The 15,514-nt window shown below is 64.4% G+C and carries 13 protein-coding genes; 7 read left to right on the top strand and 6 right to left on the bottom strand.

Going from position 1 to position 15,514, the window contains the following annotated elements:
- Positions 1 to 53: 53 nt before the first annotated feature.
- The 3 genes from VCB98_RS03780 to VCB98_RS03770 form a co-directional block, all read right to left on the bottom strand.
- On the bottom strand, positions 54 to 1,034 hold the full coding sequence (locus tag VCB98_RS03780) for a hypothetical protein (protein WP_346050565.1): 981 nt from the start codon (positions 1,032 to 1,034) through the stop codon (positions 54 to 56).
- Between the two features lie 324 nt (positions 1,035 to 1,358).
- Positions 1,359 to 4,538, bottom strand: coding sequence for an efflux RND transporter permease subunit (locus VCB98_RS03775; RefSeq protein ID WP_346050564.1), 3,180 nt, complete (start codon positions 4,536 to 4,538; stop codon positions 1,359 to 1,361).
- Between the two features lie 178 nt (positions 4,539 to 4,716).
- Entirely contained in the window at positions 4,717 to 5,736 is a 1,020-nt protein-coding gene (locus tag VCB98_RS03770; protein ID WP_346050670.1) for an efflux RND transporter periplasmic adaptor subunit, read from the bottom strand.
- Between the two features lie 223 nt (positions 5,737 to 5,959).
- Here VCB98_RS03770 and VCB98_RS03765 point away from each other — a divergent pair, with 223 nt between their 5' ends.
- The gene (locus VCB98_RS03765; protein ID WP_346050563.1) at positions 5,960 to 7,528 is read left to right on the top strand and encodes an AbgT family transporter; all 1,569 of its coding nucleotides are present in this window, start codon (positions 5,960 to 5,962) and stop codon (positions 7,526 to 7,528) included.
- 121 nt (positions 7,529 to 7,649) lie between these two features.
- Positions 7,650 to 8,528: a polyamine aminopropyltransferase gene (speE, locus tag VCB98_RS03760; RefSeq protein ID WP_346050562.1), complete on the top strand. Its 879-nt coding sequence runs from the start codon at positions 7,650 to 7,652 to the stop codon at positions 8,526 to 8,528.
- Positions 8,529 to 8,541: 13 nt separating this feature from the next.
- Here speE and VCB98_RS03755 read toward each other — a convergent pair whose 3' ends face one another.
- Both VCB98_RS03755 and VCB98_RS03750 read right to left on the bottom strand, forming a co-directional pair.
- Positions 8,542 to 8,949, bottom strand: coding sequence for a DUF4124 domain-containing protein (locus tag VCB98_RS03755; protein ID WP_346050561.1), 408 nt, complete (start codon positions 8,947 to 8,949; stop codon positions 8,542 to 8,544).
- Positions 8,950 to 8,983: 34 nt separating this feature from the next.
- Positions 8,984 to 9,322: a P-II family nitrogen regulator gene (locus tag VCB98_RS03750; RefSeq protein ID WP_346050560.1), complete on the bottom strand. Its 339-nt coding sequence runs from the start codon at positions 9,320 to 9,322 to the stop codon at positions 8,984 to 8,986.
- Between the two features lie 184 nt (positions 9,323 to 9,506).
- Between VCB98_RS03750 and ubiK the strand changes: the two genes are divergently transcribed.
- The 5 genes from ubiK (at position 9,507) to VCB98_RS03725 (ending at position 15,012) form a co-directional block, all read left to right on the top strand.
- A complete protein-coding gene (ubiK, locus tag VCB98_RS03745) occupies positions 9,507 to 9,764 on the top strand; it encodes a ubiquinone biosynthesis accessory factor UbiK (RefSeq protein WP_406671893.1) in 258 nt (85 codons plus the stop codon).
- Between the two features lie 39 nt (positions 9,765 to 9,803).
- Positions 9,804 to 10,571, top strand: a complete 768-nt coding sequence (locus VCB98_RS03740) for a DUF4168 domain-containing protein (protein ID WP_346050558.1) — start codon at positions 9,804 to 9,806, stop codon at positions 10,569 to 10,571.
- Positions 10,572 to 10,701: 130 nt separating this feature from the next.
- A complete protein-coding gene (locus tag VCB98_RS03735; protein ID WP_346050557.1) occupies positions 10,702 to 11,652 on the top strand; it encodes a DUF4097 family beta strand repeat-containing protein in 951 nt (316 codons plus the stop codon).
- A 26-nt stretch (positions 11,653 to 11,678) separates the two neighbouring features.
- A complete protein-coding gene (locus VCB98_RS03730) occupies positions 11,679 to 13,349 on the top strand; it encodes a serine hydrolase (protein ID WP_346050556.1) in 1,671 nt (556 codons plus the stop codon).
- Between the two features lie 136 nt (positions 13,350 to 13,485).
- Positions 13,486 to 15,012 carry a YifB family Mg chelatase-like AAA ATPase gene (locus VCB98_RS03725; protein ID WP_346050555.1) on the top strand — a complete coding sequence of 509 codons (1,527 nt, stop codon included), beginning with the start codon at positions 13,486 to 13,488 and terminating at the stop codon, positions 15,010 to 15,012.
- 30 nt (positions 15,013 to 15,042) lie between these two features.
- Here the strand turns inward: VCB98_RS03725 and VCB98_RS03720 are convergent, their stop codons facing one another.
- Positions 15,043 to 15,366 carry an ABM domain-containing protein gene (locus VCB98_RS03720; RefSeq protein WP_346050554.1) on the bottom strand — a complete coding sequence of 108 codons (324 nt, stop codon included), beginning with the start codon at positions 15,364 to 15,366 and terminating at the stop codon, positions 15,043 to 15,045.
- Between the last annotated feature and the right edge of the window lie 148 nt (positions 15,367 to 15,514).

Here is a 15,514-nt window from a genome sequence, read left to right as displayed (position 1 = left end):
CATAGCATCCCGCTTGCCGGCGAAAAGAGGGGTAGGGACCCTCTAGAGGGTCCCTAGGGAAACAGCGACTCAAAATCGCCCCGGTCCAGGGCTTCTTCCAGCTCCTGCATGCGGTCGCGGGCCTGGTCCATTTCGCCCGGGCTGAGCAACATGGAAAGGGCGTCTTCGGCACCGTCAAAATCCGGCGGGCAGCCCTGCTGCAGGCAGAGGGCACGGACCCAGTCGGCATCACCGGAGCAGTCCTGCCCGTACTTGCAGGCCAGCATGAGCCAGGCGCTTTCGTCGGCCTGGGGGGAATTGTTGACCGCGCTGAGCTGGCTGGCATAGGAGAGGGACTCCGGATTCCTGTCCCGCAAGGTATCGACGATCCGATCCGGCTCGAAGCCACTGTCGCGGCCCGCCATCCAGTGGCGATACTGGCGCACCCCCTGGTGCATCACCGCCGGGCCGTAGTCCTGTGCCGCGGCCTCCTCGAGCCAGCCCCGCGCGGAGCCATACTGGGCCGGTTCCTGTTCGAAGAAACCGCGGCAGCGCTCCACCTGCTGCATCATCAGTTCATTCACACCCGGGGCCATGGTCGCCGGCAGCGCCGCGGCAAGTTCGAATTCGTCCGGGAACTCGCCATCAAACTGGCTCACGGCCAGTTCGCACTCTGACAGCGCACGATACAGGTAATACTGGGCGGAGGGGTCGCCATCGGCGGCATCCTGGAGGGCATCCTCGACAAAGGCGTGGTAGTCCTCGCTCTCATAAAATTCGCGGCCGCGGCTGTCATACCCCCCCTGGGGACGATCCGACTCGTCCTGGGTTTCCAGCTCAGTTTCGGCGATCTCCCGCTCTTCGCGGGGTTCCGGCTGGCGGCCTTCTCGCGCCGCCTCGCGGGGCGGCGCGGGCTCCCGCTCGGCCACGGCCCGATCCGGCTCTTGCGCCGGCGCCAGGTCCCGCCCGGTGTCTGAATCCACCCCCGGTCGCTGCAGCAGTACAAAGACCAGGGTGGCGATTGCCAGGACAATGAGAATCCAGCTTGCACGCATGCCTCTACCCCCACGAAAACTCAGCCACCGAATATAGCGTGGGTGGGGCTTTAGGGCCAGATTAGTTGCCAGATTGGTGGGGGTTGCTTTCGTGGGTGGCTTCGATCCTGGTGGGGCCCTTCGATCGCGGTGACGGGGGCGTTCCGGCTTTGGTCCTAGTGGGCTTGCTCAAGACTGTGGGCGACAGGACGTCGCCCACAGAGCCTAAAGGGATGTATTTACGGCGTTCTTGGAAACCCCTGTCGGACCCAAGGCCGGAACGCCCCCGTCACCGTCATCGAAGGGTCCCACCCCAATCGAAGCCAAACGTTTCTGCCTTGCTAACTAGCCCCCAGCCTCTCCATACCGCCCCCCGGTCAGCCAGGCCTTGGCGTGTTCGCTGAAGCGGCTTACCACCAGATACAGGCAAGGGACCACGAACAGGGTCAGCAGCATGGCCATCAACAGGCCCCCGATCACCGACAGCGCCAGGGCCTGCATGATCTCCGCGCCCTCGCCGAGGCCGATGGCCAGCGGGGTCATGCCCAGCACCGTGGTGGTCGTGGTCATCAGGATGGGGCGCAGACGGACCGCGCCCGCCTCGACAATGGCCCGGTCCACCGGCAGTTGCTGCTCCCGCCGCCCGATCTCGATGTATTCGACCAGCAGAATGGCGTTATTCACCACCACCCCGATGAGCAGGATCACCCCGATCATCACCGGCGCCGAGAGCGGGTTGTCCGTCAGCCAGAGGATCCCCACCACACCCATCAGCGCGAGCGGTGCGGCGCTGAGAATCACCAGGGGATTGGAAAGGCGCTCGTACTGCACCGCCAGGACCACGAAGACCAGGAACAGGGCGAGCAGGATGACCGTGAGCAGCTCCCGGTTGGTGTCCTGAATGGTTTCCCATTGTCCGCCCACCAGCAGACTGATGTGATCCGGGAAGTCCATCTCCGCCAGCCGTGCCTCCACATCGGCCATCACGCTGCCAATGTCGCGTATTTCGGTATTGATGTCGCCGTTGACCCGCTTGAGTCGATTCTGGTTCTCCCGCTCGATATGGGCCGGGCCCTCGGTAAACTCGAACTCGGCCACATCCCGGAGCAGCACCGGCTGGCCGTCGGGACGGGAAAGCATCATGCCTCCCAGGCTTTCCGGGTTGCTACGCTCGCTTTCCGGCAGCCGAATGCGAACATCGTATTCGGTCTGGCCGGTGACAAAGCGGGTCGGCACTGCGCCGTCCACGGCATGGCGGATGGCATTGCCCACATCCGAGACATTCAGGCCCAGGTCCGCGGCCCGCTCCCGGTCCACCCGGATCCGGAGCAGGGGACTTTGATCTTCGCGGCCCACTTCCACCCCTTCCAGTCCCTCGATGCCGTCCAGCTGGGCCACCAGCTCCCGGGCCAGGACATTGAGCTCCTCGAGATCCTCGCCGACGATGCCGATGGAGAGATCCGTGCCCGCCACCGAGAAGCGCAATCCAGGGATGGACGGCGGTCTGGCCACCAGGCGGGCCCCGGGAATGTCCAGTTCGTCCAGGCGCGACTGGGCTTCCTGAACCCATTCACCGGCGCTCATCTCCCGATCCACCGCCGGGACCAGTTGAATGCTCAGTCGAGAGGTGCCGGGCCGCTCCGATATCACCCCGCCGCTGAGATGGCCGCCGACCCGGGTGAAGACCGATTCCACATGGGGCATGTCATCGATCAGGGCCTCGATCTGGCGGGTAGCGGCATCATTCTCATGGGGCGGCGTGCCCGGCGGCAGGCCCATGAAGACGCCCACATTGCCGTCGTCCACCTGGGGCAGAAAGGTATTGCCCAGTTGTCCGGAGAGATGACTGGCCCCGGCCAGACCGAGCACCGCCAGACCCAGCACCCCCCAGCGCCAGCGAAGCACGCCGGGCAGGATCGCCCGATAGCCATCCCGCAGGCCATCCACGGCAGCGTTGAAGCCGCGAATCAGTCGCGTCCGCGACAGGCCGGACTCAAAACGCACCCGAGCCAGCAGCGCGGCCAGCATGGGAATGAGGGTCAGTGCCGCCGCCAGGGTGGCGAGAATGGCAAAGGAAATGGTCAGGATCAGCTCCCGGAAAACCAGGGCGGCCATGCCGGTCATGAGCAGGAACGGGACCACCGCGGCCAGATTGGTCAATGTCCCCGCCGTGATCGCCGAGGCCACTTCCCGTGAGCCGTCATGGGCCGCATCCTCGGGTTCCTTGCCGAGCTCATCCCGGTGGCGGAAGATGTTCTCCAGCATCACGATGCCATTGTCCAGCAGCAGGCCCACTCCAAGCGCCAGGCCCCCAAGACTCATGATGTTCAGGGTCAGGCCGCTGGCGCCCATCATGGCGAAGGTGGCCATCAGGGCCAGGGGAATGGACAGGCCGATGACAAAGCTCTTGCGCAGGCTGCCCAGGAACAGCAGCACCATGGACATGGCCAGCACCCCGCCGAGAATGGCAGCCGCGCCCACCGAGCTGATGGAGCCGCGGATGAAGTAGGTGGGGTCCCGGGTCGATTCGTACTGGATGTCGGCGGGCAGGAAGCCGGTGCGTTCCAGTCGGTCCATGGTCGCGGTGATCTCGTCCACTACTTCCACGGTATTGGCCTCGGGGATCTTGAAGACCGAGACCTGGGCCGCCTCCACCCCGTTCAGGCGCACGAAGAGGCGCTGATCACCATAGCCGTCGCGAACTTCGGCCACCTCCGACAGGCGAATTCGCCGATCATTGTCGGGCAGTTGCAGCAATACATTGCGGATATCCTCGGCCGAGCGGAACAGACCATCGGTCTTGGCCATCACATCGAAGGTGTCCGAGGTCACCCAGCCGGCGGCGATGTCCACATTCTCGCCTTCCAGCGCGGTGATCAGATGCTGCATGGTGAGGCCGTAGGACTGCAGCCTTTCCTGGTCCACCGTGACCGACATCTCGCGGACCTGGCCCCCAGCCGCCTCGACCCCCGAGACCCCGTGAATGGAGAGCAGTTGCGGCGCCAGTTGATGCTCCACCCAGTCCCGGACCTCGGTTTCCGATCGCACCGTGGAGCTGAACCCCGCCTCCCAGATGGCATCCTGCGAGGGGTCGAAGCGATAAAGCCGGGGCGGGTCGATGTCCTCGGGCAGCTGGGTTCGGGCCAGTTCCAGCAAACGGGAGGCGTCCTGCAGGGCGAGATCCAGATTGGTGCCGTGCTCGAATTCCAGATTGACGTTGGTCCGCCCCTCCGAGGCCCGGCTATGGATGCGGGTCACCCCCTCGGTGGCCGCCAGATTGCGTTCCACCACCCGGGTCACCTGCTGTTCCATGACTTCCGGGGCCACCCCGGGATAGTTCACCGTGACCCGGATCAGCGGGTTCTCGATCGTGGGCAGGAGGTCGATGGGCAGACGATCCAGAAAGAAGGAGCCCAGCACGAACACCACCGAGGCAATGGCCAGGGTCCCGACCGGCCGACGGATCGCGGCATTGGTGATCCCGCGCCGCCCGCCACTGCGTTTTTCAAGCTTCTGCTCGCTCATGGCCACATCTCATTCCAGTCACAAAACCCGATTGGCGGCACCCACGGTAGGCGGAGAGGGGGCGGTGCCCCTTTCAGGGCTGTGTGAGGCAGGATGCCGAACCCAGAGCGTACAGGGATGTATCCATAGCGTCCCTGAACGGGGCATCGCCCCCTCTCCGCCGGGACCAAGCCGCCAATCACCCCCGCCAGCCGACGATGTTCACCGCCTGACCATCGCTCATCTCGATGGGATTGGTGGCCAGGACAATGTCGCCTTCCTCCAGGCCAGACTGGATCTCGGTCCAGTTGCCCCGGGTGACCCCGGTTTCCACCGTCCGATGGTGGAGGCGGTCGTCGCGGACCACATAGACATAACGTTTATCGTCCTCCTCGCCGATGGCGCTGGCCGGCACCGCCAGGGCATCGGGGCGACGATCCACCGCCAGTCGAATCCGGGCCAGGAATCCCGGCCGGACGCCGGCATCGGCCGCCTCTTCAGGCAGGGACACCTCCACCCGGATCAGGCGACTGCCGCTCTCGGCGGTGGGGAAGATCCGTCGGATCTCGCCTTCAAAGGGATTGTCCGGCATGGCATCCAGGCTGACGGGCACCGCCTGACCTTGGGAAAGGTGGACCACGTCCAGTTCGGAAACGCCCGGGCGAAGCACCAGACGAGTCATGTCCACCAGCTCGAAAAGGGCATCCTGGGCGCTCACCGCCTCGCCGGGCTCGATCAGGCGATCGGAAATCACCGCATCGCGCGGGGCCAGGATGCGGCCGAACTCCAGCCGGGTCTCCCACAGCAGCACCTCGCTCCGCGCCGCCCGCAGCTCGGTTCGGGCTCGCTGGTATTCCACTTCGGTGACATCGCCCCGCTCCAGCAGGCTGGCGGTCCGCTCGTATTCCAGCTCCGCCTCCTCGCGCCGCGCACTGGCCCGTTCCAGCTCGGCCTCTTCCTCGGACATATCCAGTTGCGCCAGCAGGGCACCGGCTTCCACCCGGTCCCCTTCCTCGACAAAAACGGTCTGCACCAGACCGCTGGCCCGGCTGGCCAGGCGGATGCGGGTGTAGGGCTCCACCGCCGCCGACAGGCTGATCTGGCGGGACAAGTCCCGTGGCGTCACTTCCACCGCGGCAATGGGCGTCTGTCGCTCGGCGGGACGGTTGTCGTCGTCATTGCCATTGCTGTCGCCGTTGTCCGCACAGGCGCTCAGCATCAGCAGGCAGAGGGAAAAACCGCAGAGGAGGGATTTGGGTCGGCAGAGCACGAAGGACTCCCCTTGGTTGACGGAAATTGACCGGGTACGGACCGGCTGACCATTCAGATTGCGACTGCCCCGGAGGCCTCAGGTTCCCGCTTTCCTTCGCGGGCTGCTATGCTTGGCCGCTTTGAGGCCCTTGAGTGTTCCCGAGACACGCTTTTACTGCAACAGGTGTTCCATGAGTGATCAACAGGTAACAGGGACCAACAATGGCGGGCTGATGGACCGCATTCTCGACAAGGTCGAGCGTGCGGGCAACAAGCTCCCGGATCCGGCGATGCTGTTTGCATCCCTGCTCGCGATTGTCTGGATTCTCTCCCTGATCTTCTCCTTCTTCGAATTCACCACCAAGATTCCGGGCACCGACGACCCGGTGAGGGTGACCAACCTCCTGGCCGGGCCGGAACTGGCCCATTTCCTGTCCAGCATGGTGACCACCTTTACCAGCTTCGCCCCCCTGGGCGTGGTGCTGGTGGCCATGCTGGGTGTGGGCGTGGCCGAGCGCAGCGGGTACATCAATACCGCCATCAAGATGCTGCTCAACACCACGCCCAAGCTGTTGCTCACCCCCATGCTGATCCTGGTGGCGATCATCAGTCATACCGCCGTGGATGCGGGTTACGTGGTGGTGATTCCCCTGGGCGGTGTGATCTTCTATGCCGCCGGCCGTCATCCCCTGGCGGGGATCGCCGCGGCCTTCGCCGGTGTCTCCGGGGGCTTTTCCGCCAACTTCGTGCCCTCGGCCATTGATCCGCTGCTGATGGGCTTCACCGAATCCGCGGCCCAGATCGTGGATCCGGAGATTCAGCTCAACCCCCTCAACAACTGGTTTTTCACCACCGCCTCCTGCCTGGTGATTGTCGCCGTGGGTTGGTGGTTGACCGATCGGGTCATTGAGCCCCGTCTGGCCAATACCAAGATCGATGGCGACGAGGATGACATGCCGGTGATCGAGGAAATCGATCGCAAGGACCGTCGCGCCTTCTCCATCGCCTCCTGGGCGATGCTGGGCGGTCTGATCCTGCTGATCTGGTCGGTGTGGCCCTCCGATTCCCCCATGCGTAACCCGGATGGGGAAATGGCCGCCTTCGATGCGCCCCTCATGCAGTCGATCGTGCCCCTGATCTTCCTGTTCTTCCTGCTGCCGGGGGTGATCTACGGTTTTGTCGCCGGCACATTCAAGACCAGCAAGGATGTGATCAATGCCATGAGCAAGACCATGGAGGGGATGGCCTACTACATTGTCATGGCCTTCTTCTGCGCCTTGTTCATTGAGGAGTTCGGGCGTTCCGGCCTGGGTGTGCTGCTGGCCGTTGAGGGGGGTAACTTCCTCCAGGCCCTGTCCCTGCCCGGGCCCGTGACTCTGGCCGGCATCGTGGTGCTGGTGGCCTTCCTCAACATCTTCATGGGTTCGGCTTCGGCCAAGTGGGCGCTGTTGGCCCCCATCTTCGTGCCCATGCTGATGCAGGTCGGCTTCAGCCCCGATCTGACCCAGGCGGCCTATCGTGTGGGTGATTCGGTGTCCAACATCATCACTCCGCTGCTGCCCTACTTCCCGCTGGTGGTGGTCTACTGTCAGCGCTATGTGAAGGGCACCGGCATCGGCACCCTGGTGTCACTGATGCTGCCCTACTCGGTGGTCTTCATGGTGGTCTGGACCGCCTTCCTGATTGGCTACTGGCTGATCGGGGACCTGATTGGTCTACCGCTGGGTCTGCAGGCCAACTACGTCTATCCGGCGCCCTAAGCCACGCCGTTTGGATGTCTGTGCATGGCCCCGCCGAAGTGCCCTTCGGCGGGGCTTTTTCGTACAATGGGCCCGGTCGCTGATGATCAATCGCCAATCCCCGATGCCTGGAGCAAAGGACATGACTGTGGAAGTGAAACGGGATGACAGCCAGTGGTTCACCGAGCGGGCCGACGAGGCCGGCATGGGGCTGCAACTTCGCATTCGCGGCAAGCTCCATGAGGAGCAGAGCGACTACCAGCGCATCGAGATCTACGATACCGAGGCCTTTGGCCATCTGATGGTGATTGATGGTTTTGTCATGCTTACCGAGCGCGACAACTTCGTCTATCACGAAATGATGAGTCACCCCGTGCTCTTTACCCACCCCAATCCCCGCCGCGTGGTGATTATCGGCGGGGGTGATTGCGGCACCTTGCGGGAAGTGCTGCGCCACCCGGGGGTCGAGGAAGTGGTTCAGGTGGATATCGATGAGCGGGTGACCCGCCTCTCCGAGCAGTATTTTCCCGAGCTCTGCGAGGCCAATGATGATCCCCGTGCCCGCCTGCTGTTCGACGACGGTGTGGCCTGGATGGGCAACGCCGCGGATGCCAGCGCCGACGTGATCATCGTCGACAGCACCGACCCCGTGGGGCCTGGGGAGGGGCTGTTCAATCGCGCCTTTTACGCCCAGTGTTGCCGCGTGCTGGATGAGGGTGGCCTGCTGGTACAGCAGAGCGAGTCACCGCTGCTGCATATGGACCTGATTCAGTCCATGCGTCAGGCCATGATCGACAGTGGGTTTACCGCCTGTCACAGCCTGCAGTTTCCCCTGCCCACCTATCCCAGCGGCTGGTGGTCCGCCACCATGGCTTCAAAGGGGGAGGGTTTTGAGGGATTTCGTGAGGCGGATGCCGCCGCGCGGCCGTTCCAGACCCGCTATTACAGTGTCGAGGTCCACCAGGGCGCCCTGGCCATGCCACCCTTCTTTCTCAGGGCCACCGGCCAGAAGCCGCTCTGAAGGGGGCAGGCCCTCAGTCACAATAGCGCTCGATCTGCTCCTCGATGCGGTTCATCTCCGCCTCGGCGACTTCAGGCTCGAGCTCGATCTCCTCGCCGTCGGCGTCCACCTGGTAGAGGACATCCGCGTCCCGGTACTCTGCCAGGCGCTCCCGCATGCCCTCGCATTCGGCCTCGCTCAGCCGTGGCCCCGACCGATCGGCGGCATCGTTGTCGCCCTCATCGGCATCCTCGTCAAGCGCGCTGGGCCCCGAGCGAATCTGGACCCGTTCGGCCTCGTCCTCGTCATCCGGCGGCGTGTCCGAGAAATGCACATTGCCGTCCTCGTCCACCCAGCGGTAGACCTGTTGCGCGCTCAGGCTGCCGGCAATGAGGGCGGTCAGCAGCAGGGTCATGAGCAATAGCAGAATACGATGTTTCATGGTGTTCTCACCCCTGGGATAGTCCGGCTGGACGCTAGAGCGCCTCGCCGTCGGTTTCCCCGGTTCGGATACGAATGGCCTGGGCCAGCTCGTAAATGAATATCTTGCCGTCACCGATCTTGCCCGTGCGGGCCGCGTTGGTGATCGCTTCAACCACGCCATCGGCCATTTCGTCGGGTACCGCGACCTCGATCTTCATCTTGGGCAGGAAATCGACCACGTACTCCGCGCCCCGATAGAGCTCGGTATGGCCCTTCTGCCGTCCAAAGCCCTTCACCTCGCTGACGGTGATGCCCTGGACCCCTACTTCGGACAGGGCCTCCCGAACATCATCCAGCTTGAAGGGCTTGACGATGGCTACCACCATTTTCATGCCAATTGACTCCTCGCTTGGGTCTCACAGGTCGCCGGCAAGCCTGGCTCAATCCATTCTGCGAAGGAATGCCCCAATGCGCAAGCCGATGGCCCCTGCGGGCCGGCCCATTGGGCTGGTGGCTGGGACCGTTCAGCCCCTATACTGGGATGCCGAAAACCGCCACAGGGAGTGCCAGCTCATGGTGTTCGATCCCCGCAAGCTCGACGACATTGCCCGCCAGCTGGCCAACAGCCTGCCCGAGGGCCTGCGCCATCTGCGCGATGATGCGGAGAAGAATTTCCGCGAGGTGCTCCAGGGCGCCCTGTCTCGCCTCGACCTCGTGACCCGCGAGGAATTCGATGCGCAATCCGAGGTGCTGGCCCGTGCCCGGGCCCAATTGGAGACCCTCAGCGAACGGCTGGAGCGTCTGGAAAAGGAGCAGAGCGCGCCACGGGAGTGAAGCTGAAATATTGACTGATCAGATCAAGCAAGGGGGGGTATGGGTATTTTATGCCGTCTTGGCATGGGCCTGCTGCTGACCCTGGTGATCAGCGCTGAATCCATCGCGGACGAAGACCGCGGCAACGGAGAGGAAGTGCCTCTGCAGCTGGATGCGGTGGAGGCATTGGGGATGCCACCTTCCGTCACGCAGGAGGTTGCGCTTCGCGCCATTTACGTTGCCCTGCAGACCTCGCGCAGCAATCGAGAGGAAGACCGACACCGGGTGGTCTGTCGGCACCAGCCGGTCGCCGGTACCCGACTGCCCCATCTCATGTGCGGCACCAATGCGGCCTGGCGGGCGAGTAACTCCCTGGGGGAAGGGGAGCTGGACATCGCCCAGGCGAATGCCCTGGCGACCTTGGAGGATGGCGGCATCTGGGTCTCGGAACGACCGGTCAGCCTCAATCAACTTGAGCGGGCCTTCAGCCGGCTTCGTGATCTCGAGCGCAGCGAGGCGCTGATCAATCGCCTGTTCAGCCCGGAAGAGCAGTTGCCCGATGCCATGGTGGATGGCAGTGCCGCCCGGTTTGCCCGCGCCCAGGTGGCCCTCGATGTCATTCGCCTGGATTGGCTGCCCAAACTGGACGAGGCAGTGGATGAGCGGGCGCGGGCCCGACTGGTCGAGCGCATGGACGCCGAGCTGGTGGAAGAGCTTGAACGTCATGGCTTCGGGGTGGACGCATTCAACGCCCTGGCCGAGGAAATCGAGTCCGATGAAACCCTGCGGGCCTATGTGGCCGAGCGGGTTCACGAGATGCAGGACTAGGGCGCAGTGATCAAGCTGTTGGCAAAGGAAGCTGCGTTCCCAAGCCCTCCGCCGCGGCAATGCTTGACTTAGGTGATTTGCTGTACTAAAACGGTAAATATACTCGTTTGACACTTGGGAGGTCGGGATCATGCAGCGCAGTAAAATTCATTGCTTGGCAGCGGGCCTGTGTCTGGGCCTGGCAATGTCGGTGTCGGCCCTGGCCAGCGAGCCGGTCGAGCTGGCGGACGGCAGCGAACACGCCGGCAATCTGGAGACACGCAACAGCCCCATCCGTATCGGCGACGACGCCAGCGTTGATGGCAACGTGGAAAGTCGCAACGGGGCCATCAACATGGGCAAGCGGGTGACTGCCCGCGATGTGCGCAACCGCAATGGCAGCATCGTCGCCGGAGAAGGCGGCAGCTTCCGGGACGTGGATGCCCGTAACGGCAGCATCGGCCTGGGTGCCGATGGCGAGGCTCGGGACGTGTCCACCCGCAACGGCGCCATTACTCTTGGGAGCGGTTTCAAGGCCCGTAACGCCCAATCCCGTAACGGCGGCATTGCCCTCTACGAGGGTGCGCGGATTGAGCGCAATGCCGAGACCCGCAACGGTACGATCCAGCTCCGCGAGTCGGCCCATGTGGGTGGTCGAGTGCAGAGCCGTAACGGCAGCATTCATCTGGCCGAGGGCAGCCAGGTGGACGGCGAGCTCGGCACCCGCAACGGCAGCATCCGTCTGGCGGGCGCCCGGGCCGGCAGTGATGTGGTGAGCGCCCGGGGTGATATCCACGTCCTCGCCGGCTCCGAAGTTCATGGCAAGGTGGTGATCCATCTCCACGAAGACATGGGCGGGCGCCGCGGTGGCTTCCTCTGGTTTGGCGGCAGTCGCCAATACGGGGATGCCGGCAGCATCCATGTGCAAGCCAGCCATATCCATGGCGACATCGTGATCGAATTGCCCGAGGACTATGACGGCGACGCCCCGTTACTCAGGATCGATGCCGACAGTCGCGTGGACGGCCGGGTGCGGGTGGATGCCCGCGTCGAACTGGAAATCGCCGATGAAGATCGCATCGGCGGTGTTGAGCGAATCTAAGCGCGTACCGATCGGGAGGGGGAACGATGAGAAGGGTCATTTATCCGGGGCTCTGCCTGTCACTCCTGCTGTTGCTAACGGCCTGCGCCAATGGTCATCAGCCCTCGCCCTATCAGGCAGCCATGGAACAGGCCTATGCCCCGGACCAGCCGGGGGCGACGGCCGTGGTATCCCGCGAGGGGGAAATCCTCTTTCAGGGTGCCGCCGGCCTGGTCCATATGGAATTGGGGTTGCCGCTGGAAGCCGAGCATCGACTGCGCCTTGCCTCGGTTAGCAAGCAATACACCGCGGCCGCCATCCTCAAGCTTGCCGATGAGGGCAAGCTGGCCCTGGATGACCCGCTGGAGCGCTTCCTTCCGGACTATCCCCAGGGCGAGGTCACCGTCCACCAGCTCCTCAATCACAGCTCCGGGATTGCCAGCTATACCAGCATCCCCGGTTACATGATGGATGAGCGTATCCGTCGGGACCTGGGTACCCACGATCTGATCCAGGTCTTCGCCGATCGTGAGCCGGACTTCGAGCCCGGCGAAGACTGGCTCTACAACAATTCCGGTTACGTCCTCCTCGGTGCCATCATCGAGGAGATCAGCGGCAAGCCGTGGCATGAGTACATTCGCGAGGCCCTGCTGAGCCCGGCCGGCATCAATGAGACCGGTTACTTCAGTCATGAGGAGATCGTGCCGGGCCGGGTCCCCGGCTATCAGGCCGGTGAGACGGTAAGCAACGCCCCCTGGATCAGCATGAGCCAGCCCCATGCCGCCGGTGCCCTTTATGGCTCGGCCATGGATGTCGATCGCTGGCAGCGGCGCCTGCACGGGGGCGAGCTGCTTTCCGACGAGCATTACCAGGCCATGATCCGCGCCGACGAAATCGCCACCGGCGTGGTCAACGGTGATGACTACGGCTACGGCCTGATCCTGGGGGAATGGCGGGACCAGGACCTGATCCATCACGGTGGTGGGATTCACGGCTTCAATACCTACGCCATGTATCTGCCCGAATCGGCACTGTCGGTGGTGGTGTTGAGCAACCATGCCGGCCATGAACCCGCACCCGCGATCATGGCTCGGCGACTGGCCGCCATCGCCCTGGGTGAGCCCTACCCGGTAGAGAAGGAACGAATCCAGGTGGACCCGGACCGGCTCGACGAGCTGGTGGGCACCTATGAGATTGAGGAAGGCGTGATTCGCACCCTGCGTGTGGACGAGGAGGGCCGTCTTATCAGTCAACGCCAGGGCGGCCGCGCCTTCCCGGTGGAAGCGGTCAGCCCGGATCGTTTCGTCTTCGCCACCAGCCTGAGCTATTTCGATGTCGAGCGGGATGGAGACGGCCAGGTCGTCGCCCTGCGATTCCATCAACAGGGTGCGCCCGACTATGAGCGGGCGGAAAAGGTCAGCGACGACATCCTTGAGCCCGAGGCCATTGAACTGGACGAGGCGCAGATGGAACGGCTGACCGGCCTCTACCAGATTCAACCCGGCTTCACTTTGCGTGTGTTCATTCATGACGGTGGGCTTCACGCCCAGGCCACCGGTCAGGGGCCGGTGCCCTTGGAAGCCACCACCCCCAGCCGCCTGCGCAATCAGCAATTCGGTCTGGAGCTGGTCTTCGATCTGCCCGAACACGGCCCCGCCGATAGCCTCACCCTCCATCAGGCCGGCCAGGAGATTCCGGCCCCGCGAATCGAGGAGTGAGGAAGCGCTGACCCATTCATTCGAGGCCCGGATCAGAAAAACCTTACAGACCAAGCCAAGAACTTCCGGCGGCAGCGCCGCGGCTGAATTGGCAAGCTGAGTCCCCGCGAATCGCAGAACAACAAAGGGGGACAGGATGCGACTGGCGACGGTACACAGCCGTGCCTCGGTGGGGGTCGAGGCGCCGGCAGTGCGGGTGGAGGTACATATCGCGCGGGGACTGCCGTCCCTGTCCATCGTGGGGCTGCCGGAGGCCGCGGTGCGCGAAAGCCGGGACCGGGTGCGGGCGGCGATTGCCAATGCCGAGTTCGAATTCCCGCGTCGGCGCGTGATTGTCAATCTGGCCCCGGCCGATCTGCCCAAGGAAGGGGCCCGCTTTGATCTCGCCATCGCCCTTGGCATCCTCGCCGCGGCGGGCGAGATTCCCGAGGCCGCCATCGAAAAGCGCTGCTTTCTCGGCGAGCTGTCCCTGTCCGGCGAGCTCCGCCCCGTGGGCGGCATCCTGCCCGCCGCCTGTGCCGCCGGCGAGGCCGGCCAGCAGTTGATCGTGCCCGAGGACAACGGCCCCGAAGCGGCCCTGGCCGCGGCCAGCGACAGTCGTGTCGCTGACAGCCTGCTGACGGTGAGCAATGCCCTGATACGCGACAGCGAGCTGCCCCGAGCACGGCGCGCCTCGACGGTCACCCGCACCGGGCTGCCTGACCTTGCCGACGTCCGCGGCCAGCACCAGGCCCGCCGCGCCCTGGAAGTGGCCGCCGCCGGCGGCCATTCCCTGCTCTTCATCGGCCCGCCCGGCACCGGCAAGAGCATGCTGGCCTCGCGCCTGCCGGGCATCCTGCCGCCCATGAGTGACGCCGAAGCCCTGTCCTCGGCGGCAGTGGCCTCGGTCAGCGGGGAAGGCCTGGACCCGGCGCGCTGGAAGCAACGCCCTTTTCGCTGCCCGCACCACACCTGTTCGGGGGTGGCCCTGGTGGGTGGCGGCTCCACGCCCCGGCCCGGTGAGATCAGTTTGGCCCACCATGGGGTGCTATTCCTGGACGAATTGCCGGAGTTCGACCGCAAGGTGCTGGAAGTGCTGCGCGAGCCCATTGAAAGCGGTGAGATCCACATCTCCCGGGCCGCCCGCCGCGCCACTTTCCCGGCCCGTTTCCAGCTGGTGGCGGCCATGAATCCCTGCCCCTGTGGCTATCTCGGCGATCCGAAAATGGCCTGCCGCTGCACCGAGGAGCAGGTGATCCGCTACCGCAACAAGATATCCGGGCCCCTGCTCGACCGCATCGACCTGCAGGTGAGCGTACCCCGCCCCGACCGGAAACTGCTGCGCCCGGACGCGCCTCCGGGCGAATCCAGTCTCGCCGTACGCCAACGGGTGATGGCCGCCCGCGAGCGCCAGCATCATCGCCAGGGTGTGACCAACGCCGCCCTGGACAGCAAGGGCATCGCGGCCCACTGCCGCCCGGACGAAGCCGGCGGGCGTCTGCTGGAAAACGCCATGGATCGCTTCGCCCTCTCCGGTCGCGCCTACCACCGCATCCTGCGCCTGGCCCGCACCCTGGCCGACCTTGAGGACAGCGACGCCATCACCGCCACCCACGTGGGCGAGGCCATCCAATACCGCAGTCTTGAGCGTGACAGTCGGGAAGGGCAGGTGCTGGGTGCATGAGCCAAGCAATGGCTCGTGTCGGGTGCTGGCTCAGCCCCCTGGCAGGCCGTCGGTATGGCGGATGTCGTAATGGGTCACATCGGTGGGCATTTCCACCAGGAAGTCCTGTTCCTTCTGGTAGTAGCGGGCGCGGTCGACCTTGCCACCGGTGAAGGCCTCGATCGCTTCGCGGCTGTCCCAGACGGTGAGGATGACGATCTCGCTGCGGTTGTTGGGCAGGTCCCGGGTCATCACCATCACCCCGTGATTGCCCTTGAGTCCGGTGTGGGCCTTGATCCCGGTCTTCTCCATATAGGCCAGGTATTCGTCGCGTTTGCTGGTGGGGGTGACACCACGCCATTCCCGAAGAATCATGCCTCGTCTCCTTCACGCTGATCGTCTAACTGCCAGCTTACCATTCCCCGTCCGGATGCAAAGTCCCGGTCGAGGCTCTATCCTGTAGCGGTTCCGGTAACGTCCTAAGCTGCGTTTGTGCCGCTGTCGCTGATCTGGGGAATCTTGC

Origin of the sequence: Natronospira elongata (assembly GCF_034931365.1) — a bacterium.
Classification (GTDB): domain Bacteria; phylum Pseudomonadota; class Gammaproteobacteria; order Natronospirales; family Natronospiraceae; genus Natronospira; species Natronospira elongata.
Note: the sequence above shows the minus strand (reverse complement) of the source record. Positions and strands in the feature narration are given on the sequence as shown.